This is a genomic window from Mycobacterium cookii (assembly GCF_010727945.1).
GTDB lineage: Bacteria > Actinomycetota > Actinomycetes > Mycobacteriales > Mycobacteriaceae > Mycobacterium > Mycobacterium cookii.
The window spans coordinates 5,076,586-5,101,577 of the sequence record NZ_AP022569.1 but is presented as its reverse complement, the minus strand read 5'-3'; the positions used below and the strand labels follow the sequence as shown (position 1 = coordinate 5,101,577).

Here is a 24,992-nt window from a genome sequence, read left to right as displayed (position 1 = left end):
GCTCGCATGTCCTGCAACTCAGTGCTAGCCACCTATCTACACCCCGTTCGGTCCGGCTGACAGTCACGCTGGCGGTCCGCTCGCGTCGCGGCTCCACGCGTGCCGACATTGAACGCGTGCCTAATTAGTTCGGAGCCTGGGGGGGCTTGGATGGGTGACGGTGAAAAAAACTTGTCGCGCCTCTGAACACGGCTTTTCATGCCCGCGAGACGGATTCGCTGATGCCGATGCGCCGGTGCAGGCGCGCCAAGGGTGCGGGTGCCCACCAGTTCCATCGGCCGAGGATGTGCATGCAAGCCGGTACCAGAATCATCCGGACCAAGGTCGCGTCGACGAAGACAGCCAGGGTCAGGCCCACCCCGAACATGCGCATGAAGGAGACCTGCGCGGCGATCAGCGCGGTGAACGAGATCAACATGACCAGGGCCGCGGTTGTGACGACACGCCCGGTGTAGGCCACACCGAGTGCCACGCTCTCGTCGTTGTCGGCGCGGGTGCGTTCGCTCGCCAGCCAGAATTCGCGGATCCGTGAGATCAGGAACACCTCGTAGTCCATGGACAGTCCGAACGCGATGCAAAACAGCAGCACTGGCATGTTGGCGACCAGCGTGCCTGTGGGTGTGGTTCCCAACGCGCCCAGATGGCCGTCCTGAAAGATCCACACCAGCGCGCCGAATGCAGCCGTCAGCGAAAGCACATTGAGGATCACGGCTTTGACGGGTAGGACCACACTGCCCGTCAGCAGAAACAGCAACACCAATGTCACGGCAGCGATGACGATCAGCACCAGCGGCAGGCGCGAAGTGACGGCGTCGACGCTGTCGCGGTTGATCTGAGCCAGGCCGGTGAGTTCGACGGCACGACCGTCCGGCGCACCAACCTCACGCAGATGATCCAGCTGAGTCTCCGACAACGTCGAGAACAACGGCACGTTGCTGCCGACCGTGAGAAACGCGCTGCCGTCGCTGGCTCCGGCGGGTGCCGTCGGTGGGCCGATCTTGTTCCCGGCGGCAAAGGTGCCCGTCGGCGCGCTGACCGACGAGACGTCGGCGACTCCCGACAGTCTGGCCGCGTAGCGCTCCACATCGGCCGGAGTCAGACCCCTAGCGTCGGGTAGCACAATCGTCACTGCTGTTGCGGAGTTGTCGGTGAAGCCCTCGCGCACCCGATCGCCAACCTGACGCGCAGAAGAAGAGCCCGGTAGGACACGATCGTCGGGGAATCCCCACTTGATTCCCAGGAAGGGCAGACCGAGCACGAGCAGAACCGCCGAGCCGGCCAGGCCGATCACCATCGAGCGCCGCATCACCGACTTCGCCCATCGGTACCAGAAGAATTGCGTCACCGGTCTTCCCGGTGGTTCGTCGCGGTGCTGCAGCCGACGTATCCCACGGCGGACGTCGAGGGCGTCCAGCCGGGGGCCAAGCAACACGATGGCTGCCGGCGTGACGATAAGCGCGGCCAACGCGCATAACGCCACGGTCGCGACGCCGGCGTAGGCGAACGATTTGAGGAAGTACATCGGGAACAACACCATGGCTGCGATCGACAGCGCCACTGTCGTGGCCGAAAACATCACGGTGCGCCCCGCGGTCTGCATCGTCTGGATCAGCGCCTGATCTAGCTCGGCGCCCTCCGCGATTTCATCGCGGTAGCGGCTGACGATCAGCAGTGTGTAGTCAATGGCCAACGCCAGACCCAAAGCGCTGGACAAGCTCAGGGCGAAAATCGACACATCGGTGGTCGTCGCGATCAGACGTAGAACCGATAACGAGCTGACAATCGCCAACCCACCCACCATCACCGGCAGCGCCGCCGCCAGCAGACCCCCGAAGACCCACACCAGCACCACGAAACTGACCGGAAGCGCAATCGACTCCATGACCAGCAGATCCCGCTCGGTCTGTGAGTTGATCTGCGAGTACACCATCCCCGGCCCGCCCGCTAACACCGTCACATCGCGATGTCTGGGCAGCACAGACTGCGCCACCCCATCAGCGAGAGCTTGCGCGCGCGCAGGGCCCTCTTTCTCACCACCGACTATGCCCGCGACGACCAGCCCTGATCGGCCGTCCTTGCTGACCAGATCGGCGACAGCCTGCGGTGGCGCTGTCCATGGCGACACCACATCGACCGCGTACCGCCCGCCCTTGATCCGGTTCACGATGTCCATCCCCGCAGCCCGGGCAGCCGCCCCATGAACGCCGCCGGGCGCAGTGACCATGAACAGCAATTGCACTTCGCCCCGACCGAACTTATCGGCGAGCAGCCCCGTGGCACGCGACGACTCGGCGGACGGATCCTGAAACCCGCCCGCCGACAAGCTCTTCGCGACCGGCGCACCAAAGACTGCGGCGGCGACCATCACCAACGCGGCGACGACAAGAACGCGGCGCGGCGCGGCGATGGCTAGCGTTGCGACCCGATGCAGCACGATCGGCCTCCCTAGCGGGGCTCAAGTGGATCCGTTGCCGCGGAACCGGCGCAGTAAGGGTTCCTCGTCGGCGCTGCGGTGCCCTAAGCCGGTACCTGAATAGCTTGGGTACTCACGCTTGCGGCGATGTGGCGGAGTCAGCGCCCGCGGCACGCCGTTACGAGTGCTCAACTGCGCGCCTTCGCGCAGTGGCCGCGGTACGAATCCGCAGACATTCGAGCTCGCATGTCCTGCAACTCAGTGCTAGCCACCTATCTACACCCCGTTCGGTCCGGCTGACAGTCACGCTGGCGGTCCGCTCGCGTCGCGGCTCCACGCGTGCCGACATTGAACGCGTGCCTAATTAGTTCGGAGCCTGGGCGGGCTTGGATGGGTGACGGTGAAAAAAACTTGTCGCGCCTCTGAACACGGCTTTTCATGCCCGCGAGACGGATTCTCTGACGCCGATGCGCCGGTGCCCACCAGTTCCATCGGCCGAGGATGTGCATGCAAGCCGGTACCAGAATCATCCGGAGCAAGGTCAGCGTTCGGCGACGAGCATTGACAATCCGGTGCGGCGGCTGTGATAGTGATCCCACGTTAAGTGAAAACGCTGTTCTCATTTAACGCCCTGCGACGGCGGAGGAAATGTGAGCGCTGGACAGGGTCCGCTAGCGTGGTTGCCGCACTCGATCGCCGAGGCGTCGCTGACCGGCGAGGACGTCGACCCAGCTCAGGCGTGGTCGCATCTGATGAGCCGGCTCGAGAGTGCAGCCGAGATCGTCCACAACGATCAGGTGACTCGGAATCGGATTGACCTCGCGGCCGGGATGCGGCACCTCCTGGTGCTGCTCGCGGCCGGTATCGACGAGGCGTTGCGGTTCGACGCCGATCCCATCCTGTCCGTTCAGCGCACCAGCACGGACGACATCGTCAGTTGGGGAATGGAATGCCCGGACTGTCTGTACACCCGCGCCGCGTTGCGGGGCGGTGAGAGCTACCGGTTATTCGGCAACCGGGGCACCGCCCGATACGTCGGATTGCAGACGATGAACGGTATCGCCTCCACCGCAAACGAATTGGTCGACGAGCTGGACATCGACAAGGACGGCAACTTTGAAGTCATCTTGTCCGCCGCGCAACACGACGGAAACTGGATGCGGATCGACGGCGATCACCCGACGCTGACGGTGCGACATTTCTTCTACGACTGGGACACCGAGCAACCGTCATCGCTGCAGATCGAACGAGTCGGCCCGCCGGTCGCCGCTGAAAAGCCAACCGTCGCATTGGATGCCTCGGTGCCGCGGCAACTGGTCGCACTGGGTGATTTCGTCCACGACAACCTGCAGTTCTTTCTGCAGTTCGGCGGCGCACCGCCGGCCAACGGATTCCTGCCCCCGATCGACCGCACCGCGATGGGCGCCGCCGCCGAGAACAAGCCGGTGATCGGCCGGTGGGAGCTCGCTCCTGACGAGGCGCTGATCCTCGAAGTCGAACCACCGCAAGGGGTTTACTGGAGCTATTCGCTCGGCAACCCGTGGTGGGAGACGATCCACTACGGTCGTCATCAATCCAGCCTCAATGCGCATCAAGCCGCTGTCGACTCCGACGGGCGGGTGCGGGTGGTGCTCAGCGAGCGCGACCCCGGAATCGCGAACTGGCTCGACACCGCGGGCTACAGCAACGGCGCGATGATCTTGCGCTGCGTGCGCACCGAGACCGCGCCGACCCCGCAAGTCCGGCTGGTCTCGTTCGACGACCTGGGGTCGGAGCTGCCCGCTGACACCACGCGGATCACCCCCGACGAGCGGTCCGCCGTGCTCGAACGACGTCGGCGTGCCGTACACGAAAGGTTCAGAGTGTGACGTTCTCAGCAGACGAACTCGAAGACGGGGCCCGCGCCGCAACCGGTCTGGACGATTTCGGGTCACCCTACTACCGGGAAGGACTCGAGCGCACCGTCGAGTCGCTGAACACCGAAGCCGAACTGTCCGAGATGGGCGGGGTCATTCAGCACGCGACCATCAGCAACGCACTGATTCAGCGACTCAAGGTCGAAGCGACCTACGCCGAGCACCCCGAAATCGACGAAGAAGTGGTCGGTGGCCCGGTCTTCGTCATCGGACTCCCCCGCACCGGAACCACCGCGCTGAGCCAGCTGGTGGCCGCCGATCCGCAGTTCAGGTCGTTGCGAATGTGGGAATCGCAAGCGCCGACACCGCCCCCGGAGGCCGCGACTCAGCACGACGATCCCCGGATCGCGCAGGCCGAAGCAGGCCTGCAGATGCTGAACGATATGTTCCCGCTGATGAAGACGCTGTACAACTCCGAGCCGACGGCTCCGACCGAATGCCAGGATCTGATGGGCATGAGTTTTCGGACTTTCCATTTCGACGGCGTCGTGCGAGTCCCGGGTTACCTTGCCTGGCTGATGGATTGCGATATGGTTGAGACCTACACCTTTCATCGTCGCGTCCTGAAACTTCTGCAGTGGCACTGCCCGCCCGTGCTGTGGCACCTGAAGACCCCGGTGCACATGTTCGCGCTCGACGCGCTTGTGGAGGCCTACCCGAACGCGAAATTCATGTGGAGTCACCGTGATCCGGCCAAAGTGATGGGTTCGGTGTGCAGCCTGATCCGATACGTCCGCAGCTGGAGCAGCGACCGCGACGACCCCGAGGAGCTCGGCGCCGAGCAACTGGACAGCTGGGCCGAAGCCACCCGGCGTGCGATGAACTTCCGGAAACGCTTCGGCGACCAGCGATTCGCCGATGTCTCGTTCGCCGACTTGCAGACCGATCCGATCAAGGCCTTGGCGACCGCATATGACCGGCTGGGCCTGACGTTCAGCGATGACACCGAACGGTCGGTCGAGCAGTGGGCCCGCGGCCACGAACCGGGCTCTCGGGGCGCACACGATTACGACCTGGCCGAGTACGGTCTGACCCCCGACGGTGTTCGCGAACGATTCGCGGAATACCTGCGAACCTACGACGCGACCGCATGACCCAGCCCGCGACGCGGCGACGGGACAAACTTGCCCCCGATCCTGACGTGCGGCGCGCGATTCTGGCCGCCGCATCGAAATCTGTTCGTGAGCAAGGTGTTCGAGGACTCAGTATCGCCGCGGTTCTTGATCGCGCACAATTGAGCACCCGAGCGTTCTACCGGCACTTCGACTCCAAAGACGAGTTGGTTGCCGCGGTCTTCCTGGATATGGCGCGCGTGGAAATGCGACGGCTCAGAAGAAAGATTGCGAAGGCCGCCACGCCGGTCGAAGCGGTCGCGGCGTGGATCGACGGCCGACTGGACTTGGCCTTCGACGACAACATCAAATCCGATCTGCGTCAGCTGTCGATGGAAGCCCAGTCGCAGATGTTCGCCTCCCCCGAGCTGATCCAGCCGGCCTACGCCCAAATGCTCGAGCCGCTTATCGAACAGCTGCAACGCGGCCTCGACGATGGCTCCTTCCACGGCATCGATCCGGCGACCGACGCTCAGTCGATCCAGGGTGTGGTGTGGGCGTGCACCGAACGACACTGGGCGACAAGCGATTGCCAACGCAACGAGATTCGCCGTACCGCGTTCCAATTCTGCCTGCGCGGTCTCGGCGTGGCGCCCGAAACCGTCACACAACTCACTCGACTCACCTGAAAAGAGGAAGACCGTGGACCTGGGTTTCACCGGATCGAATGCCGTCGTCACTGGCGGCAGCAAGGGTATGGGGCTGGCCATCGCAGAATGCCTTGCCGCCGAAGGAGCCAACGTTGCCGTGATGGCCCGCGGCAGAAGCGCGCTCGATGCCGCGGTGGATGCGCTTCGGGCCGCCGGAGCCCCGGACGCGATGGGGATCAGCGTCGACATGACTGATGCGGCGTCCATCGCCGACGGCTTCGCCGCCGTGTCCGAACGCTGGGGATCGCTGAACAGCCTGGTGCACACCATCGGTCCCGGCGACGGCTATTTCGAGCAGATGGAGGATGCCGACTGGGACGCCGCGTTCGCGCTGGGCACCATGTCCGGCGTGCGCTCGATTCGCGCCGCGCTGCCCATGCTGCGCGCCGCGGAATGGGCCCGAATCGTCACCCTGTCCGCGCATTCCATCCAGCGACAGAACCCTCGCATCGTCGCCTACACCGCTGCCAAAGCAGCGCTATCCAGCATCACCAAGAACCTGTCGAAAAGCCTTGCCAAAGATGGCATCCTGGTGAACTGCGTCTGCCCCGGCACCATCGTCACGGCCAGTTTCACCGAAAACCTCAAAGACATTCTCGCTGCCGACGGCCTGGACGCCACCGACCCGCGTGACGTGATGACCTGGATCGACAACAACTTTCATCAGCCGTGCGACCTCGGCCGCGCCGGCCTGCCCGAGGAGGTCGCCTCGCTCACCGCGTACCTGGCGTCGAAACGAAACGGCTACGTGACCGGCGCGACGGTGAACGTCGACGGCGGTTCGGACTTCATCTGATCACCGAGTCGTCGGGGTTGCGCGGCGATTCCTCGGGCGTCCAGGCGAACGGCTGTCCTGGCTGGCCGGGAAACAGGTAATCGACGAAAGCCGCGGCGGTGGGCTGAGGTTCGTGATTGGCCAGCCCCGGCCGCTCGTTGGCTTCGATGAACGCGTATTCCTCGCCGGTGACATCGGGAACGAGAAGGTCGATCCCGGTGACCGGGATGCCGATCGCCTCGGCCGCGGTCACCGCGACGCGGCACAGCTCCGGGTTCACGTCGGTTGTGACGTCGTGGATGGTGCCGCCCTGATGCAGGTTGGCGGTGTGGCGGACGCGCAGCCGCTGTCCCTGCGGCAGAACATCATCGAGTCGCCAACCCTGTTCTGCGCACGTTGCCTCGGTGACCTCGTCGAGCGGGATGCGCGATTCACCGCCGGTGGCCGCCGAGCGCCGTCGGCTCTCGGCGACGATCAGGTCCCGCACGGTGTGCTCGCCGGTACCGATGATCTCCGGCGGCAGCCGCAGCGCGGCGGCGACGACGCGGCCGTCGATCACCACGAGTCGAAGGTCATCGCCCTTGATTCGTTGCTCGATCAAAACCTCCGGGTACTGCTCCCTCGCTCGCGCCACGGCGGCGGCCAGTTCACCGGGCCCGTGGTCGACGGTGACGCCGACGGTGATGCCTTTGCCCTGCTCGCCTCGCGTGGGTTTGACGACGACTTCACCGACGTCCTTCAAGAATTCGAAATCGTCGTCGTCGAACGTCGCCAACCGCGCACGCGGAACGGTGATTCCGGCATCCGAAACCAGCCGGCGGGTCAATCTCTTGTCGTCGCAACGGCACATGGCGATCGCCGAGGTGAACTCCGACAGCGATTCTCGGGTGATGACGCTACGGCCACCGTGGTTGAGGCGCATCTCGCCGGTTTCGGCGTCGAGAACCTCCACCCAGATGCCGCGGCGCACGGCTTCGTCGGCAATGATCCGCGCGTAGGGGTTGAGGTCGTCGATCGTTTCCGGCGGCGGGCTGAACAACTGGGTGTTGATGGCGTTTTTCCGCTTGATCGCCAGTACCGGGACGCGCCGGAATCCCAGCTTCTCATACAGCTTGATCGCGGCGGCGTTGTCGTGGGTGACGGACAGGTCCATGTAGGCGCGGCCGGCACGACGGAAGTGCGCGGCCAACTTTCGGGTCAAAGCGATGCCGATTCCGGGAACGCCGGCAACGGGATCGACCGCCAGCGTCCACAAACTCGAGCCGCGTTCGGGATCGGAGAACAGCAGCTCGTGGTCGACGCCGGTGACCGTCCCCACCACCGCACCGTCGTCGTCGCGTACCGCAAGCAAGTAGGTGACGGCGGGCTGATTGAGGTGGTTGTCCCAGATCACGTCGACGGGCGCGGGAACCATTCCGCAACGGACGAATACGCGATTCATCGAGTCCGCGTCGGACGGGTCTTTCAGTGTGCGCACCGTGATGCCGACCGGCGACGGCGCCGTCTCGTCGTCTTCCGACGAGTCGACGAATCGCAGCCGGTAAGTGTGGCTGGGGTCGATGAAAAGCTCGGCGGGCGCTCCGGCCACCACGACGTGCGATTCGCGCGCATAAATGCAGATGTCGCGGCGTCCGGGTGCTTCCCGTCGCAGCGCCTCGGCCAGCGTCGCCGGGTCGGCGAATGTCTGGCCGAAGATCAGTCGGCCCCAACCCAATTCGAGCTCGACATCTTTCGCCATCGCGTCGATAAGATGCGGCGGCGACGCGTCGTGCAGGCCGAGCGTGATTGCCTCGGGGTGGTCCTCGGAAGGACCGCTGGAGGTCATGCCGCCGGCCCAGTCACACCATGGCGTTGCAACCAGAGCTCGAGCAGCGCGATCTGCCAGAGCTCATTTCCGCGTAGCGGCGTCAGCCGGCCGTTCGGGTCGGCCAGCAACGCGTCGACCGCGCCGGTGTCGAACAGCCCACGCTCCTTGGCGACCGGCGCGTACAGCGCGTCACGCACCATGTCCAGGTACGGCCCTTCGAGATGGGTCAACGCCGGAACCGGGAAATAGCCTTTCGGGCGATCGATGACGTCGGCCGGAATGACCTGTCGCGCGGCTTCTTTCAGTACGCCCTTGCCGCCGTGGGCGACCTTCAGTTCCGGCGGACAGGTGGCTGCCAGCTCGACGAGGTCGTGGTCGAGGAAGGGAACCCGGCCCTCCAGGCCCCACGCCATGGTCATGTTGTCCACTCGTTTGACCGGGTCGTCGACCAGCATCACCATCGTGTCGAGTCGTAGCGCGCGGTCGATGCCGGTTTCGGCACCCGCTTGGGCGAAGTGCTCGCTGACGAAACGCTCGCTCGGATCGTTCGGTGCGGCGATGCCCGCAGCGAGAAGTGCTGCGACCCCGTCGGTATCGCGATCGAAGAAGGCGGCACGATATTCGGCGACCGAACCTTCGAGGCTTGCGGCGGCCGGCGTACCCATCGGCGGATACCAGTGGTAACCGGCGAACACCTCGTCGGCGCCCTGTCCCGATTGCACCACCTTCACATGCTTGGCGACTTCCTGGCTGAGCAGGTAGAAGGCCACGCAGTCATGGCTGACCATCGGTTCGCTCATCGCGCCGATGGCCCCATCGAGGGCGGGCAGCATCCGCTCGGTCCCGATGCGGATCTGGTGGTGATCGGTGTCGAAGCGTTTGGCCACGATGTCGGAGTACTGGAATTCGTCGCCTTTGACCCCGCCGGCGGACTCGAATCCAATGGAGAACGTCTTCAGCCCATGCTGACCGGCCTCGGCGAGCAATCCGACGATCAGGCTGGAATCCACCCCGCCGGACAGCAGGCACCCCACTGGCACGTCGGCGACGAGTCGCCGCTCGACCGCGGTCCGCAGCGACGACAGCACGGCATCTTCCCAGTCGCGCTCGGACCAGCCGGAGCGGTCTTCGTGCCGGCTGAAGTCCGGCGACCAGTAGGTCGTGGTGACGCGCCGCCCGTCGGGCTCTATCGCGAGCAGCGATGCCGGCGGAATCTTCTGCACGCCGCGCAGGATCGTCAGCGGCGCCGGAACGACGGAGTGGAAGGTCATGTAGTGGTGCAGCGCGACGTGGTCGATTCGGGTGTCCACGCCGCCGCCGGCGAGCAGTGCCGGTAACGACGAGGCGAACCGGATTCGGTGGGCGTCTTCGGTGATGTAGAGCGGCTTGATGCCGAGCCGGTCCCGCCCGAGCAGCACTCGGCCGCTGTCGCGTTCGGCGATCGCGAAGGCGAACATGCCTTTGAAATGACTGACGAAATCGTCGCCCCAGCGGTGGTAGGCCTTGAGCAACACCTCGCTGTCGCTGTGCGAAAAGAATCGATAGCCGTAGCCCTCGAGCTCGCGGCGCAACTCCTTGTAGTTGTAGATGCAGCCGTTCCACGCGATGGACAACCCGAGATCGGAGTCGATCATCGGCTGCGCGCCCGCCTCGGTCAGGTCGATGATTTTGAGGCGACGATGACCGAGGGCTACCCGACCTTGTGACCAGACGCCCGCGCCATCGGGACCTCTCGGCGCCATCACATCGGCCATCGCCGACACCGCCGCTACGTCAGGCGGACGACCGTCGAGTCGCACCTCACCGGTGGCTCCACACACCTGATCAACCCTACAGAGGTCGGTTCCGAGGTGCGCGCCGCGGCGTTTGGGGCACGTTCATGAGCCGGTGTGAATCTCGTCGCCTGGCCGGTCAATATGTGGGAGGCGCTGCAGTTTGTCGGAGTCTTCGTTCTCCACCTGTAGGTAGTGCTGCCCATCGGGCGCGGTGGCGACACTGATCGGTGCGCCGTCGCCGCTGACGCTGTCGGGCTCCAGCAGCAACTGCAGTTCGCCGGAGTCGACGTAGAGCAGGGCGTCGTCGTTGGACAGCTTCCACGGGTGACCATCGGTGGGCCAGCGGCCCCCTACAAGGCGGATGTCGGTGCGGTCGCCCTCGTGCTCGGCGGTGTCCACAGACCCGACCCACAATTTCGCCGGCAGCGGGCGGAAGTACACCGCGAGGCGTTGGCGATTGAAGTCCACATCGACCGGTATGCCGATCGGAGGCAGTGACGTCCCCTCCGGGCGATCGTTGAGCGACTGCTTGACCTGGCGTGACCCGATTCCGACGCCGAACCAGTCGATGGTCAGCACCGTGGTGAAGTACTGGACGATCGCCAGGGCCAGCAGTCCACCGCCGCCGGCGGCTCCCACTCCGGCCGCGCCGGCAACCCAGGTCACCGGCAGCGCGAGCAGACCGATCATGGCCGCCGCGCCCGCAGCCGCGGCGACCTTGCCCGCGACTGTCAGATGGAAGTCCGGATTGACCTCCGCCTCGGGCGGATTCTGCGTCGGTCGCACACCGACGGTTTTCGGAAGCTCCTCGAACCGGTCGTGAACACGCTTCACCTCGGCTTCGTACTCCTGGTCGCTCAGCGCACCGGCGCGCTTGCGGTCACCGGCGGCGCTCAGCGCCATCTCCAGACTCTCGACGCTTTCCAGGTCGGCCCGTTTGGTTTCGTGGCCGCTCGGGTCGCGCGGTATGTCGTCGAGGCCCATCTCGTAGGTCACTTTGAAGGTGGCATTGAAGTCGTAGAGGGTGGTTTCGGCGCTGACCGTGCCGTCGACGACCAACCGGCCGTCCGCACTGCGGGGCACGACATCGGCGTCGAGCTTCTCGAGACGACGTTCCTGCCCGCCGATGTTGATGGTCTTCGGGCCCGCCAGCAGGCACGGTACGTCGGCGTCGAAATCGCTCTCGTCGAGGTCGAAGGTTTTCATCACCGTGTCGCGGACCTGCCGCAGAATGCTCCACCCGGTGACGGCCAATCCTGTTTTCTCAGTGGGTTTTTCCGCGAGGATCGACGTGGGTAGCTCCTCGCCGCTCGGCAACTCCCGCAGCGTTTGCAGCTGGATGACCATGGATTCGTGCGTGGTCCCGTCGATGTCGAAGCGTTGGACGACGGCGTCGAGTTCTTTGACTGTCTGGTCATCCTGCGACTGTGGGTCGACGTCCAAGGGTGTGGGCATCAAGTCCATGACGCCGTCGTCGCCCATTTCGGCGAGCTTCGGGCGTACCGCGTCGGAGATCTGGGCGGCCAGCGAGTCGAGCACCCTGATCCTCGCCACGTCGTCGGACAGGCCGAGGTGTTGCAGCTTCTCGGCGTTGACCAGCAGCTCACCGGCGATGCTGTGGGTGATCCAGTACGCCTCGGCGTAGTCGAGTTCCCAGACGATCCGCGGGTCTGGCGCGCAGAAGGCGATGCTGCCGTCGGGACGGCGGTCGACGTGCGCGCCGAACAACTGCGGGCTGAACTGATCGTCTGGCAGTGACGTCAGCAATGTCGGCGCGTCCTGCTCGTTGAAGTCCAAGGCGACGGTCTGCTTGCCCCGTTCGATCTCCTTCGGCTCGAGTTGGTCGTGGATGGTCAAGCGGCCGAAGAGCGGGATCTCGTTGTACGGGATTTCGCGTGACTCGCCGGCGCTCGGTCCGTCCGGGATGGTGATCGTCGCGGGCGGCAACGACGCCAGCGGGACGCAGGTCACCGAATCGATGGTGATCTTCGAATCGAAGATCACCAGGTCGATCGCGAAATGCCTTAGCGGGTCCTGGATTTCACCGGCCTCGGTCATCTCCTGCCAGAGGCGTTGCTGGGCGTCGAAGATGAACCACACGCGGTCCAACGTGAGATCGAGCGTGGCGGTCGCGGAGTAGCCGGTGCCGTCGACGGACTCCGTGTACTTGTCGCCGCCGAACATCTCAACGGTCTGGTCCTGCACGCGTTCGCGGTGGATCTCGATGATCGTGTCGGGGCGCTGCATCCCCGTCCTGTACCCACTATCAGCGACGTCACAACAGGGCGGGCAGGTGGCGGGGGGCAGCCTTGGTGGTGGGGCGCCGCCCATCGACCCGAAGGCACGATCAATTTCTGCAGTTATTGACTGTTGCCAGTGCGAAGGATGCCAGCGCGCGCTGCTTCATACCAGTCGCTTAGGGATTCTCTCACTTCCGCTAGTTGCTCGCGGTCGCTCTTCGACTTATAACTGATCGACTTCACTAATTCCTCGAGGGGGAGATCGGGCGCCGGGCAAAACCCTCGGAGATATTGCCATTCGTTGGATTCGTCATAGAGACCAAAGATGTTCGCGGCACTTAGCGGTGCCATCATGCAGTTCACGCTGGCTTCGCGGGAAGACTTATATACCTGCACTTTACAGTCGCGAGAACGATAGTAAACGACCGAACCGGGTCGGCCACCTTCATCGAAGTCGTCGTCGATTTCGTCCAGCGCGAACCCCAGTTCCTGCAGCAACGACCCTTCCGTTGCTTGGACTTCTCGGGCAAAATTCAGAATCGATCATGTCCATCACTCGACAACAACGCGGCGTGAGCTGACTCGAAATGTATTTCGAACAATGCTTTGAGCCACGACATTTCGGCCTCATCGTCGGCATCCGGCACAGGTGTCGCAAGGTCGTCATGCGCTTTGCTGAGCATCAACATGAGGTGCCACTTCTTCGAGGCGTTGGACAATCCGAATTCGTTCGGCGCTTCGAGGGGCGCGAGCAGAAAATCGATCCCGCCGTCGCGCGCCGACCAACAGACCTGAAGCTTGCAGTCTTTACCGGCGTAGTAGATCGCCCAGGCGGGACGGCCTTGATATACGGTGGGATCGTCAAGTTGGCTGAGCCTGAACCCGGCATGCGACAGCGTCGTTTCCAGAAATCTTGCCAGTTGCGAGGCATACACGCTATTTACCTCCCCGGTAAACCCACACGTTTCCCTGCTGCTCGTATCCGTAAGCCGCGGCATTCTCTTTCAGGAAGTTGATCTCCATCGCGGAGTACGATTGTCGCTGCGCCCCCGCTAATTGCTCAACGCTGTTGAAGCCGTCGGGCAAGACATATTCGATACGTGGCACTTCACTCTCCATTTGGTTCCGAAGGAAGTGTTCATTGACCTGCCAAACCAGACTTTGCTCTTCCTTTGGGGCGAATCCCTGTGTAAGGGCATCCCAAGTCGGGTCGCCGGTATCAAAGTAGATGCCACCGTTGCTGCGGGCTTCGCCGATATACCCCCCTTCGTGCGTGTCGAATTTGCCGAGAACAACCCGGTCCGGATTGTCACCGATGTAGTGAGTCGACATGTCCGCGACCGGCTCGCTGAGCGCACCTGTGGGCCCCCCATTCCAGTGGGCATAGTTGAGATCGAACGCTGAATCGGGACCCAACGGGTTGTACTCCACCGGGTGCTCGAAACCGATCGGTGCGTGGGTCGAGACGGCTGGACCGGTGTCGAGGACACCAGGTCCGATGTCACCTAGCCCCGCTTCGACAGCCGCACCTTCGCCGCCGAACATCATTCCCGGCAGCGCGATGGCGCCGTCTGCGGTTTTGCCACCCGCGTAATACGCCGGGTTGTCCAGGAAGCTTTTGAATTCATGCGTGAGGTCGTTCACCGGAGCGACTGGTCCCATGAGGAGAGACTCTTCAGCCTTTCCGGCGAGGCCTTTCGCCATCCCGCCCCACGCGTCGCCCATCGCGTCGAGCCCTTCTTGCCCGGTGAGCCTGTGGACCGTGTCTTCGAAGCCAAACCAGTGGTCAGCGAATCCGTCACCGAATCCAGGCGGTGGCGGCTTCGGCGGCGCGGGCGGGACGTAGTTCGGCATCCCGCGATCCATCCACTGCTGAGTGCGGCCCACGATGTCGTTGAGCCGCCCCTCGATCTGGTCCGGCGGGACACCGTCGGCGAGCATGCTCTGGCGGGCCATCGCCTTGAAACTCTCGATGTCTGCGGGATTCAGCTTCGGCGCCGGTGTGCCACCGGGTTTTGGCATCCGACTCAGTAGATCCGGCAGGCTCCCAGGCGGCGGCTTCTGGCCGGCTGGTTCACCGCGTCCAAGAAGCATGTCCTCCAGCGACGGCGGCTTGCCGCTTCCCGCATCGGCCGGCACCGGCTGACCCGCGCCAGCCCCGTTGCCTGAACCAGCCGGTGTCAGCATGTCTTTCCACGACTTCGGTTGCTCTGCTTGAGGTTTCGGTTGCGGCTGCGACCCACCTGGCGCGGGCGGCCGGGCACTCGTAGGAGCCTCACCGACGGCGGAGCGAACGGCAGTCGCAAGCTCGTGGTCGGTCGTATGCGCATGCAGCTTCAAGGCGTCCAGCGCACTCTGCGCCGTTTGCAGCTCGATGGCCAGCATGCCGCCGTTGGGTCCTTTCAGGGTGTTGCCCGGGTCAATTCGCCAGTCCGGCGTGATCGCCCAATGGTTGGCGTCGGCCATCTGCTGAATGTTGTCGAGTTCTGAGCGGCACGCGCGCACGTCCGCCTCGGCGGCCGACACCGCCGCTGCCACCTGCCTGGACTCCTGACCGTCGGCCTCGATATCACGGCGGGTGTGGCCCAGGTCGGCACGGAAGGCGTCGCCGGCTTCTCCTTGCCAGTCGCTTAGGCCGTTGTGGACCTGCTGAAGGTTGTCCCCCAACTTCGTGAGGGTCTGGGCCCGGTTGCTGGCCGTTTGGAAGACCTGATGGATCGCGTCGGGATCCCAGCGCTTGACGTCGGACGGGGTCAGCGGCGCCACATGACACCACCTACCCCGGCAGGGACCCGAGAGCCTGGGCCGAGCCGTCCTCGTGCGCGGAGTAGCGGGTCATCGCATCATTCACGTGCGTCCCCAGTCCGCCGACCTGCAACTTGTGGTGGCTGTGCCGGGCCTCCCAGTGCGCTGCCAATTCGGCCAGCGCCGCCTGCGACGACCCGACCCAGCCGGGCGCCGCTTCGGCCAGCCCGTCTTCGTGGTTGATGAACTCAAGGGCGGCGTCACCGACCGCGTTGAGCATGTCGTTGCTGCAGTGGTGAAGCGCGACGAGATCGGCTTTCAATTGATCGGCCACGGCGCTCCCCTTCTGCTCAGCGGCACTGCGGGCAAAATCATAGCCCGCAACACGAAGATGCGCCCTTCACCTTGTGCGGCGACGGATGCTACTGATTCGGCTGGGCCTCGTGTCGCGGCTGGTACAGCAGGGCACGAACCAGCGGGCGCGGACCGACGGATCGAAGCATCTGACTGGCCGGGCGGACACGCACCCGTTTCGGCCACCAGAACCAGCGGCCCATCAGCGTCATGATCGACGGCGTGATCAGCGTCCGAACGACGAAGGTGTCGAACATCAGACCGATGCCGATGGTGGAGCCGAACTGACCGATCGCCCGCAGATCGCTGCTGAGCATCGCGGCCATCGTCACGGCGAACACCACACCGGCTGCGGACACCACCGGGCCGGTCACACCCACGCCGCGGATGAGCCCGGTGTTCAGGCCGGCGCCGATCTCTTCCTCGATTCGGGACACCAGCATGAGGTTGTAGTCGGACCCCACCGCTAAGAGCACGATCAGCGCGAATTCCGTTGCCACCCAGTGCAACTGGAAATGGCCCAGGTGCTGCCAGATGAGTGTCGAGAACCCGAAGGCCGCGCCCAGTGACAGCACGATGGTGCCGACGATGACGCCCGCCGCGACCAGAGCGCGGGTGACGATCACCATGATGATGAAGATCAGCACGATCGACGCCACCGCGGCGATCAGCAGGTCATACCAGGCGCCGATGGCGATGTCGTTGAACGTCGCGGCGGTGCCGCCGAGGTAGATGTCGGCGTTTTCCAGTGAGGTGAGTTTCAGCGCCTCCTTGGCCGCGTTGCGCTCCTGATCGACCGACTTGATTCCCTCCGCGGTCGCCGGATCCGTGGCGTGCGTGATGATGAACCGCGCGGCCTTTCCATCCGGCGACACCATCAGGCTCAGCCCGAACTGGAAATCGGAGTTCTGGAAGATCTCCGGCGGCAGGTAGAACAGGCTCTCCACCCGAGCGTCGTTGAACGACTTGCCCATCACGGCGTTGGTGTCAGTCAGCTTGTCGAACTGGTCGATCAGACTGTCGAACGAACTGTAGATGGTCAGCGTCGTATCCCGGATCGCTTTGGAAACAGCGATGTTCTCGGGAATGATCGCCAGCAGTTCGCGTGTGGCCGCCGCCGTATGAGTGAGGTCGCCGGTGAGGGCGTGGAACTTCTCGGCGAGCTGATCAAACCCGTCCAGGGCATCGAACAGGCTTCGCAGCGACAAACAGATCGGGATGTCGTAGCAGTGCTTCTCCCAGTAGAAGTAGCTGCGAATCGGCCGCCAGAAGTCGTCGAAATCGGCGATGTGGTCCCGGATCTCGTCCGTGATGGCGGCGGTCTCCGCGGTGGTTTTCGCGCTGTCGTCGGTCGCGTTCGCGAGCTTCTGGGTGATCGCGTACTGACGCTCCAGCAGGCTGATCTGGGTGTCGAGGAAACCGGTGATCTTCTTGATGTCGCCGACGCGGGCCTTCAGGTAACTGAGGTTGTCGCGGATCGGTGCGCTCTGCACGCTGAGCTGGAACGGAATGGATCCGTCTTCGATCGGCGGGCCGAGCGGTCGGGTGATGCTCTGCACCCGTTCGATGCCGGGCACCCGGAAGATCGCGCCGGCAACCTTGTCCAACACCAGCATGTCTCGGGGATTACGCAGATCGTGGTCTGATTCGATCATCAGCAGGTCCGGGTTCAGGCGGGCCTGGGTGAAGTGTCGATCGGCCGCGTCGTAGGCCTGCACCGAGGCGGCGCTGTGCGGCAGATAGTAGAGGTCGTTGTAGCGCGGGGTGAAGCCCGCCAAACCCAGGGCGCCGACGATCGCCAGAATGACGGAGATGGCGAGGATGGGCGCGGGCCACCGGACGATGGCCGTCGCCAGGCGGCGCCAGCGGGTGTAGTTGAACTTGCGCTTGGGGTCCAAAAGACCGAAGCCACTGGCGACTACGATGAGAGCGGGCGTCAGCGTGACGCCAGCCGCCACCACCACCAGCAGTCCTATTGCGCACGGGAACGCCAGCGAACTGAAGTAGGGCAGCCGGGTGAACTTCAGGCAGGCCAGCGCCCCGACAATGGTCAGACCGGAGCCCAGGACCACCTTGCTGACACCGGCGAAGGTGTCGTAATAGGCGGCTTCACGGTCCAAGCCCCGTTCACGGCCCTCCTGGAACCGGCCGACCATGAAAATCGCGTAATCGGTACCCGCCGCGATTGCCAGTGAGGTCAGCAGGTTCACGGCGAAGGTCGACAACCCCATGACGCCGGTTTCGCCCAACAGCGACACCACGCCGCGGCCGGCCGCAAGTCCCACGAAGAGGATCACCATGGTCAGCAATACGGTGCCGATGGACCGGTACACGAACATCAGCATGAGCGCGATGATGACGACCGTGATGATGGTGATCTTGGCCAGGCTCTTGTCACCGACAACGATCACGTCGGCGGTCAGGGCGCCCTGGCCGGCGACGTAGGCCTTCACGCCGGCCGGCGGCTTCGCGTCCGCGACGATCTTTCGCACCGCGGCAACGGATTCGTCGCCGACCGCCCCACCCTGATCGCCCTTCAGGTTGACCTGAACGTAGGCAGCCTTGTGGTCGTAGCTCTCGACACCCGAGGACGTGAATCGCTGCCCCCAGAAGTTCAGCGCATGCTCGACGTGTTCGTGGTCAGCCTGGATCTTTTTGACCAGCTCGTCGTAGAACCGGTGCGCGTCCGGGCCGAGCGGTTTATCACCGACCAGGGTCACCAGGACCAGGTTGTCGGAGTCGTACTCCTTGAACTTCTCGCCGATGTGCTTCATGCCGGTCACCGACGGCGCATCGGTCGGCGACAGTGGCACCGAGATTTCCTCGGCCACCTTCTCCAACTGCGGGACGAAGACGTTCACGCCGACCGCCAGCAGCACCCAGACCACGACGATCGGCAGCGCCAGGACGCGGATGGTGCGGGCGATCCGGGGCTTGTGTTCCACTTCGGTGCGCTGCGCGACGGGGATTTTGTCCGTGTCGCTCGTATCGTCGGTCACGCGGATTTGTCCAAGCAGGAAACTTGCGCGTCGCGGGTGTTGACCTGCTGTTGATCGACCAACTTGCCGTCGACGGTGATCCGGCAGCCGATGGAAGGGCCGTCACCTTGGGCGACGACGTAGGCGAAGATGCCCGGCATCGCGGCGCTGATCGTCTTCGACCACGGCAACGTGGTGAAGTTGGCCTTCTGCGGCAGTGACTCCGCATCCATCCAGTTGACGACGCCGGTCGTCCCGGGCGGTCCCAGGATTTCGTAGGTGGCGGTCTTGACCGCGTACGGCGGGGTCGCATCCCGGGGATCGGGCTTCGGCAAGCCGGGACCTGGGAAGACGCCGTTCAGTCGCATCACAGCGACGCCGCCGATGATCAGCGCCACGACCACCACGAGCGGAACCCATGCCCGCTTGAGAATCGTCAACGCCCTGCCCTCCCCCGCCTGGGAATGCTCGATTGCTGATTATTTAGGCATCTCTTCGCACGCGCCACCGCTAGCCGAACGCAGCTGCGTCAGAGTTCATTCCCCCGGTACGCCGTCACGTCGAAGGCGCGCCGCCGGCCGGGGCCACCGCCATACAGCGGCAATTCGGAATCAGTTACGCGAAATCTGCGTGCGCTGCAATCGATTTCGCTTCGAATGGTCACCTTCTGCCTGCTGACCGATAGCGAAAACCGAACGCAACCAATTGTTCACCGTTGTCGTGAAATCAGCACAGATTCGAGGCAACGGCGCGTATTCTGACCTGCATGGCTATCGCGACCAAGGCCAAGACCAAGACCTGCGTCCATTGTGGTCACAGGTTCGAGGCGCACGATCAGCGACGTGACCTGTCCGATCCGCAGTGGCTTCCGGCCGCATCGAACTATTGTTCGCAGGATTGCAGCGACCGATACCACTGCGAGATGACGCACTGCTGCTCGACCCACGCGAAAGAAAAAGCTCGGCGCGACGCCGCCAAAGCCAAGCAGCGCACCACATAAGCCATTCGGCCGCGCGAAATCACATTATTTGCGGGCGGTTGCCCGATAATTCGCCTAACTGCGTCCCCTGGAAGGGAGCGTCGTGGTGGCAACGAAGCCTCAGCGCGCGGGCCTGACAACGATCGCGCTCGTCGGTGCGCTGTCGGTGCTCATCACCGCGCCGCGCGCCGCGGCCGATACAAGCTCGTTTCAACCGGCCCTCGACCAGCTGCTGAACGCGATGCAGCAGGCGGTGAGCTACGACGAGTCGTTACCGTTCGCCACATCGGAGAGCGACGCCATGCTGCTCACGGGTCTGCAGAACACGAACTACGAACTGCTGTCGGCCGGGCTGTCCAGGGTCACCGAGTTGTTCAACGGCGTCTTCTTTCAGTCGCCGGAAGCGGTCGCCGGGGATGCCGCCGATTCCCGTCAGTACTTTCAGTTCTTCACCCCTGACATCTACTACCACGCGACCGCCGGCCTTGCTCCCGGCGCGACGTACGAACTCACCGGCACCGTCGGCAAGGGCACCGAAGCTCTCGCGATCGCGACCGAGGCGATCACCGGTTCAACAGCGGTCAGCAAGAGCAGTCTGGAACTCGACCACGGCCTTGTCGTCAATCCTGACGGGACGTTCACCGTCGACATCGGCCCCACCGATCCGAGCGGCGCAGTCAACTTCATCAACGACACTGACGCCACCACGAATGGTGATGCCTCCCTGTTGATTCGGGATGTGCTGGGCGACTGGGCACAGGGTCCGGGCAGCATCAGCATCCACTGTGTGGCCGACTGCCCGGCGTTCTTCTCCATACCGAGCACCGGGATCTTCCCCGGCGCGGACGCGTCCGCTGCCGGCGCCGACTCACTGACAGGGGCGTCGGCCTCCCAGATCAATTCGGTCGACTCGCTTTTGACCACTTTGTTCACCGCGTTCGGCAATATCGTCGGGCCGTTCAATCAAGAGAACATGGGCCTGGCCGAGGTTGCCGGGATCGAGCTTCCGGCCAACACGATGAGCCCGCTGGCACCCGAAACGAGCGTCTTTGCAACGGGTCTGCCCAGTGCGGACGTTTCCGCAGGAAATTTCGATCTGACTCCCGACCAGGCGCTGATTGTCCAAATGCCCGATGTGCCTTCGGGTTACAGCGGGATCGAATTGATGAACGTTTTCGGCGCGGCGCTGCCGTTCACCTTGGCGCAGACGACCTTGAACAACACCACGGCGTTCGCCGATCCGGACGGATACACCTATTACGTGGTCAGCGCGACCAACCCGGGCGTGGCGAATTGGCTCGACAGCAATGGTGTCAGCAGCGGTGAGATTTTCGCCCGGTTCGAGAACCTCCCCGACGGAACGGACCCGACCGGATTAGCGGTGACGACCGAAGTGGTGCCGGTGGCCGACGTGGCCAACTATCTGCCGGCCGACACACCTACGGTCAGCCCGGCGGAATACGCCGCCGACATGTCGCAGCGGGTGTTCTCCTACGACTACGCGCTGGACCTGTCGCGCGAACACGCCCAGCCCGATTGGGTACTGCAGGAATTGCTGCTGCACGGCCTGCAAGGGGTGATGGGGACGGACAACTTCCAAGCGGTGTTCGGCAGCGACCCGACCACACCACTGGAGCTGAGATTCACCCCGGCGTTGTCTCCGGACTGGGCAGCTGTCGATCATGACGTCCTCACCCATCCGATCGCCAGCCTGGAGGCGATCGTCAGCAACCTTCCGCTAGCCGCCAGTGACGTTAACTTGCCCGTGGACTTGGCAATTGGCCAGACCGCGCTGTCGCTCCTGCTGCCTCAGCAGCTCGGATCGCTCGTCAACGACACGCTGTTCGACCCGAACACCGGCATCATCGCCGGGCTGCTCAACGCTCGCGACGACCTCGCGACGGCGATTTTGACCGCCAACGCCGACTTCCCGACCCAGCTCGGGTCCCTGGCGACGACCGAGTGGGCGAACATGCCGGAGTTGGTTCAGTCGAGTGCAAGCACGCTGCTGGCCGACCTGGGCGCGTTGTTCAATCCTGCCGATATGTTCGCCGGGTGAGCGTGGTCAGCCGCCGTCAACTGCTTCGGCTGGCCGGCGGTGTCGCGTCGGCGTCGATCGTCAGCGCCTGCTCGAGCGACACCCGCAACACCAGTGCCCATCTGACGGCAGCGAGCTCGGCGCTGCTGCTGTGCCGCGATGCGTGGGGCGCGCGACCTGCCCGCCCGGGCGGCAAGCCGCACACCATCACCCGAATGACCTTGCACCACGAGGCGGTGGTCCTCGGCGACAACCGCAACGCACCGGAGCGCCTCCGGCACGATCAGCGGTATCACCAAGACCAAAAGGGATGGATCGACATTGCCTATCACGTCGGTGTCGACCGCAACGGCAACCTCTACGAACTGAGGAACACCGCGATCGCCGGCGACACCGCCACTGATTACGACACCACCGGCCACTTTCTGGTCCTGTGTGAAGGCGACTTCGATCAGGAGAGCGTGTCAGAGGCCCAATTACACGGGACCGCAGTCGCGTTCGCGTGGGCTGCCAAGAAGTTCGGTGTTGCGAGCAGCACCTTGGCGGGCCACCGGGACTTCGCCCAGACGTCGTGTCCCGGTGCGAACCTTTACGCCCACCTCTCCTCGGGCGACCTGAAGCGTCGCATCGACGATCTGCTCGCCGCCGGTGGAGTGGATCTGCAGGGTTTCTGCGGACCCGAGGCTGCCGCGCGAGTCGCGGCTATCGAGGCGGGTAGGTAACCCGTGAATACCGTTGGAGCCGTCGGGCCGGCCAACGGCTTCTCCCCGCTGCCGAACACCCCCAGTCGACGCGACCCGAAGCCCGTCACCCACACCGTCGCGCGCGGCCGCCGCGCACCATTGACGCAACCCCAATCCTGATCTGAGGAGTGCAAAACAATGCAACACAGACGATTTCACTCTATCGCCGCAATGGCAGCGGGTGCGCGATGAGGAGCCTCGGGGAGATCCGCACCGCCCTCGAAAGGTGCTATCACGCAACGGAATCCCTCTGTGCCGACCTGACCGACGCCGATTGGCGATTCCAATCCTTATGCCCGGACTGGAATGTGCGTGGCGTAGTGAGCCACGTGACCAGTATCGAAGCGGTTCTAGCCGGCTGGCTACCTGATGATGCCGCGACGCCGCCACCTTTTGGGAGGGCCGCAGAGTTCGAACTCGAGACCGCCGGCATGGACAACGCGGCCTTCGCCGAACGGGTGCGCGCAACCTACGACCACCGGAGGCGCGATCTCGCCTCACTCACCGAAGCGGATCTGGAACGTCCCTCGTGGACGCCCACCGGTCCGGGCACCTACGGGAATTTCCTGGAGATCCGGGTTTTCGACTTCTGGGTCCACGATCGCGACATCACCACCCCGCTGGGCATACGGACCGACGACACTGGCGTCGCCGCTGAGATCGCACTGGGCGAGGTGCAGGGTTCGCTGGGCTACATCGTCGGCAAGAAAGTGGGCCTGCCCGAAGGCAAGAGCATCGCCTTCAGGCTCACCGGACCTCTCGTTCGCGACTTCAATGTCCTGGTCGACGGCCGGGCAAAGCAGGTCGACCGTCTGGACCATCCAGACGTCGAGATCATCACCGACTCAACGACGTTCGTCCAGCTTGCCTGTGGACGCATCGACCCCCAAGGGGCAATCGACTCCGGTGCGATCACATGGAACGGCGACGCCGAACTCGGCGAGCGGGCCGCGCGCAATCTCAGGTTCACGATGTGACGAACCAACCCGAATCCGTCGACTTCCACTTCGACGTCATGTGCCCGTACGCCTACCAAACATCGCTGTGGATCCGCGAGGTACGTGAACTCACCGGCCTCACGTTGAACTGGCGCTTCTTCAGCCTCGAAGAAATCAACCGCGAAGAAGGCAAGAAGCACCCGTGGGAACGCGAGTGGTCCTACGGCTGGGCAATGATGCGCATCGGCGCCCTGCTGCGGCGCACATCGATGGACCACCTCGACGCCTGGTACGGCCGGGCCGGCAAAGCCCTGCACGTCGACGGACACAAGCCGCACGAGAAGGCTGTCGCCGAGCACCTTCTCGAGGAACTCGGCCTCGAACCAGGGCTTGTCGACCAGGCGATCGCCGATCCCACCACCAGCGACGAGGTGATGGCTGAGCACCAGCGAGTGGTCGACGCCAACGGCTACGGCGTGCCGACGATGTTCTTCCCTGACGGACAGTGCCTTTTCGGCCCGGTCCTCATCGATCCGCCCACCGGGCAGGCGGCCGTGCGACTCTGGGACGCCGTCGTCACCTGGACGGAGTTCCCGCATCTCTACGAACTGCAGCGGCCCAAGACGGCCGACGACGCACGGCTGATCGCCGAGACCTTCCGTCCCTATTTGGAGGCTCGCGACTGGGTATCAATCAACCGCGGTCAAGTTGTCGACATTCGCGGCTTGGGGGCCGGGGATGAATGAGCCGTGTCTCGCGTACGAGCGTCGCGGTGCGGTCGCGATCATCACCATCGACGACCCGCCGTACAACCGTATGTCGCTGTCGTTCATGAACGCCCTGGAGCCGCTCGTCACCACGATTGGCTCTGACTCCACCATTCGCGCTGTCGTGATCACTGCCGCCGGGTACGACAACTTCTCAGTGGGCATGAACCTCAAAGAAATCGCCGGTGCACTGACCGATCGCGAACGGATCGACACGATTTTCGATCAGCGGCTGCGAGTCCTCGGGGCCATCGAGAACATGGACAAGCCGTGGATAGCGACACTCTTCGGTAACTGCCTGGGAGGCGGGCTGGAGCTCCCCCTTGCATGCCACTTCCGTATCGCAGCGGCCACCGGCGCGCGTATCGGCCTGCCGGAGCTGCATCTGGGCACAGTCCCGGCATGGGGTGGGAGCGCGCGGTTGGCGCGCCGCATTGGCCGGGATCGAGCGGTCGACATGATCCTCCGGGCCAAGGCGGTATCCGGCCCCGAAGCATTGCGCCTTGGGCTTGTGACCGAAGTCTGGCCCAACGCCGATCTGAAGCAGAAGAGCCTCGATCTCGCGCAGGAGCTCGCAGCAATGCCCCGTCTCGCGGTGGCGTCGATGCTTCGGTGTCTGGTGACGGGCGATGGCAAGCCATTGGAAACGTCACTTCGCGACGAACGAGCCGCGGTTCACGCGACGCTAGGCAGCGCTGACCAGGTCGAGGGCATGATGGCGTTTACCGAGAAGCGGCAGCCCGTCTTCCGTCACGAATGATC

At 64.1% G+C, this 24,992-nt stretch carries 20 protein-coding genes; 10 read left to right on the top strand and 10 right to left on the bottom strand.

Going from position 1 to position 24,992, the window contains the following annotated elements; genetic code table 11:
* Window positions 1–196 precede the first annotated feature (196 nt).
* Complete coding sequence (locus tag G6N27_RS23955) at window positions 197–2,434, bottom strand: MMPL family transporter (protein WP_163780777.1); 2,238 nt, start codon at window positions 2,432–2,434, stop codon at window positions 197–199.
* A gap of 629 nt (window positions 2,435–3,063) precedes the next feature.
* Here G6N27_RS23955 and G6N27_RS23950 point away from each other — a divergent pair.
* The 4 genes from G6N27_RS23950 to G6N27_RS23935 are packed head-to-tail and all read left to right on the top strand — an operon-like array spanning window position 3,064 to window position 6,887.
* Window positions 3,064–4,281, top strand: coding sequence for a DUF1214 domain-containing protein (locus tag G6N27_RS23950; protein ID WP_232064780.1), 1,218 nt, complete (start codon window positions 3,064–3,066; stop codon window positions 4,279–4,281).
* Window positions 4,278–5,423 carry a sulfotransferase family protein gene (locus tag G6N27_RS23945; protein ID WP_163780775.1) on the top strand — a complete coding sequence of 382 codons (1,146 nt, stop codon included), beginning with the start codon at window positions 4,278–4,280 and terminating at the stop codon, window positions 5,421–5,423. The genes G6N27_RS23950 and G6N27_RS23945 overlap by 4 nt, the downstream gene beginning before the upstream one ends.
* Complete coding sequence (locus G6N27_RS23940; protein WP_163780773.1) at window positions 5,420–6,070, top strand: TetR/AcrR family transcriptional regulator; 651 nt, start codon at window positions 5,420–5,422, stop codon at window positions 6,068–6,070. The genes G6N27_RS23945 and G6N27_RS23940 overlap by 4 nt, the downstream gene beginning before the upstream one ends.
* 13 nt (window positions 6,071–6,083) lie before the next feature.
* A complete protein-coding gene (locus G6N27_RS23935; RefSeq protein WP_163780771.1) occupies window positions 6,084–6,887 on the top strand; it encodes an SDR family NAD(P)-dependent oxidoreductase in 804 nt (267 codons plus the stop codon).
* Here G6N27_RS23935 and ngg read toward each other — a convergent pair.
* From ngg to G6N27_RS23890, 9 genes are all read right to left on the bottom strand, one after another.
* Window positions 6,880–8,691, bottom strand: a complete 1,812-nt coding sequence (gene ngg, locus G6N27_RS23930) for an N-acetylglutaminylglutamine synthetase (RefSeq protein ID WP_163780769.1) — start codon at window positions 8,689–8,691, stop codon at window positions 6,880–6,882. The two genes, G6N27_RS23935 and ngg, sit on opposite strands and share 8 nt — an antisense overlap.
* Complete coding sequence (locus tag G6N27_RS23925) at window positions 8,688–10,493, bottom strand: N-acetylglutaminylglutamine amidotransferase (RefSeq protein ID WP_163780766.1); 1,806 nt, start codon at window positions 10,491–10,493, stop codon at window positions 8,688–8,690. The genes ngg and G6N27_RS23925 overlap by 4 nt, the downstream gene beginning before the upstream one ends.
* 57 nt (window positions 10,494–10,550) lie before the next feature.
* Window positions 10,551–12,695, bottom strand: coding sequence for a hypothetical protein (locus G6N27_RS23920; protein ID WP_163780765.1), 2,145 nt, complete (start codon window positions 12,693–12,695; stop codon window positions 10,551–10,553).
* 113 nt (window positions 12,696–12,808) lie between these two features.
* Window positions 12,809–13,186 (bottom strand): hypothetical protein, encoded by a 378-nt coding sequence (locus G6N27_RS23915; RefSeq protein ID WP_163780763.1) that lies wholly within the window; start codon window positions 13,184–13,186, stop codon window positions 12,809–12,811.
* Between the two features lie 35 nt (window positions 13,187–13,221).
* Window positions 13,222–13,623: a hypothetical protein gene (locus G6N27_RS23910; RefSeq protein WP_232064779.1), complete on the bottom strand. Its 402-nt coding sequence runs from the start codon at window positions 13,621–13,623 to the stop codon at window positions 13,222–13,224.
* 1 nt (window position 13,624) lies between these two features.
* Complete coding sequence (locus G6N27_RS23905; protein WP_163780761.1) at window positions 13,625–15,454, bottom strand: WXG100 family type VII secretion target; 1,830 nt, start codon at window positions 15,452–15,454, stop codon at window positions 13,625–13,627.
* A 10-nt stretch (window positions 15,455–15,464) separates the two neighbouring features.
* Window positions 15,465–15,767 carry an RNA 2'-phosphotransferase gene (locus G6N27_RS23900; protein ID WP_232064778.1) on the bottom strand — a complete coding sequence of 101 codons (303 nt, stop codon included), beginning with the start codon at window positions 15,765–15,767 and terminating at the stop codon, window positions 15,465–15,467.
* 88 nt (window positions 15,768–15,855) lie between these two features.
* Window positions 15,856–18,786, bottom strand: coding sequence for an MMPL/RND family transporter (locus G6N27_RS23895; protein ID WP_163780759.1), 2,931 nt, complete (start codon window positions 18,784–18,786; stop codon window positions 15,856–15,858).
* Window positions 18,783–19,205 carry an MmpS family transport accessory protein gene (locus G6N27_RS23890; protein ID WP_163780758.1) on the bottom strand — a complete coding sequence of 141 codons (423 nt, stop codon included), beginning with the start codon at window positions 19,203–19,205 and terminating at the stop codon, window positions 18,783–18,785. The genes G6N27_RS23895 and G6N27_RS23890 overlap by 4 nt, the downstream gene beginning before the upstream one ends.
* Before the next feature lie 326 nt (window positions 19,206–19,531).
* Between G6N27_RS23890 and G6N27_RS23885 the strand changes: the two genes are divergently transcribed.
* From G6N27_RS23885 to G6N27_RS23860, 6 genes are all read left to right on the top strand, one after another.
* Complete coding sequence (locus tag G6N27_RS23885; RefSeq protein ID WP_163780756.1) at window positions 19,532–19,765, top strand: ferric uptake regulation protein; 234 nt, start codon at window positions 19,532–19,534, stop codon at window positions 19,763–19,765.
* A gap of 85 nt (window positions 19,766–19,850) precedes the next feature.
* On the top strand, window positions 19,851–21,803 hold the full coding sequence (locus tag G6N27_RS23880) for a hypothetical protein (protein ID WP_163780755.1): 1,953 nt from the start codon (window positions 19,851–19,853) through the stop codon (window positions 21,801–21,803).
* Complete coding sequence (locus G6N27_RS23875) at window positions 21,800–22,504, top strand: peptidoglycan recognition protein family protein (protein ID WP_163780753.1); 705 nt, start codon at window positions 21,800–21,802, stop codon at window positions 22,502–22,504. Before G6N27_RS23880 ends, G6N27_RS23875 begins: the two co-directional genes overlap by 4 nt.
* 209 nt (window positions 22,505–22,713) lie before the next feature.
* Window positions 22,714–23,502, top strand: coding sequence for a maleylpyruvate isomerase family mycothiol-dependent enzyme (locus tag G6N27_RS23870; protein ID WP_163780751.1), 789 nt, complete (start codon window positions 22,714–22,716; stop codon window positions 23,500–23,502).
* Window positions 23,499–24,209: a mycothiol-dependent nitroreductase Rv2466c family protein gene (locus G6N27_RS23865; protein WP_163780749.1), complete on the top strand. Its 711-nt coding sequence runs from the start codon at window positions 23,499–23,501 to the stop codon at window positions 24,207–24,209. The genes G6N27_RS23870 and G6N27_RS23865 overlap by 4 nt, the downstream gene beginning before the upstream one ends.
* The gene (locus tag G6N27_RS23860) at window positions 24,172–24,990 is read left to right on the top strand and encodes an enoyl-CoA hydratase/isomerase family protein (protein ID WP_232064777.1); all 819 of its coding nucleotides are present in this window, start codon (window positions 24,172–24,174) and stop codon (window positions 24,988–24,990) included. Before G6N27_RS23865 ends, G6N27_RS23860 begins: the two co-directional genes overlap by 38 nt.
* The last annotated feature ends 2 nt before the right edge of the window (window positions 24,991–24,992 follow it).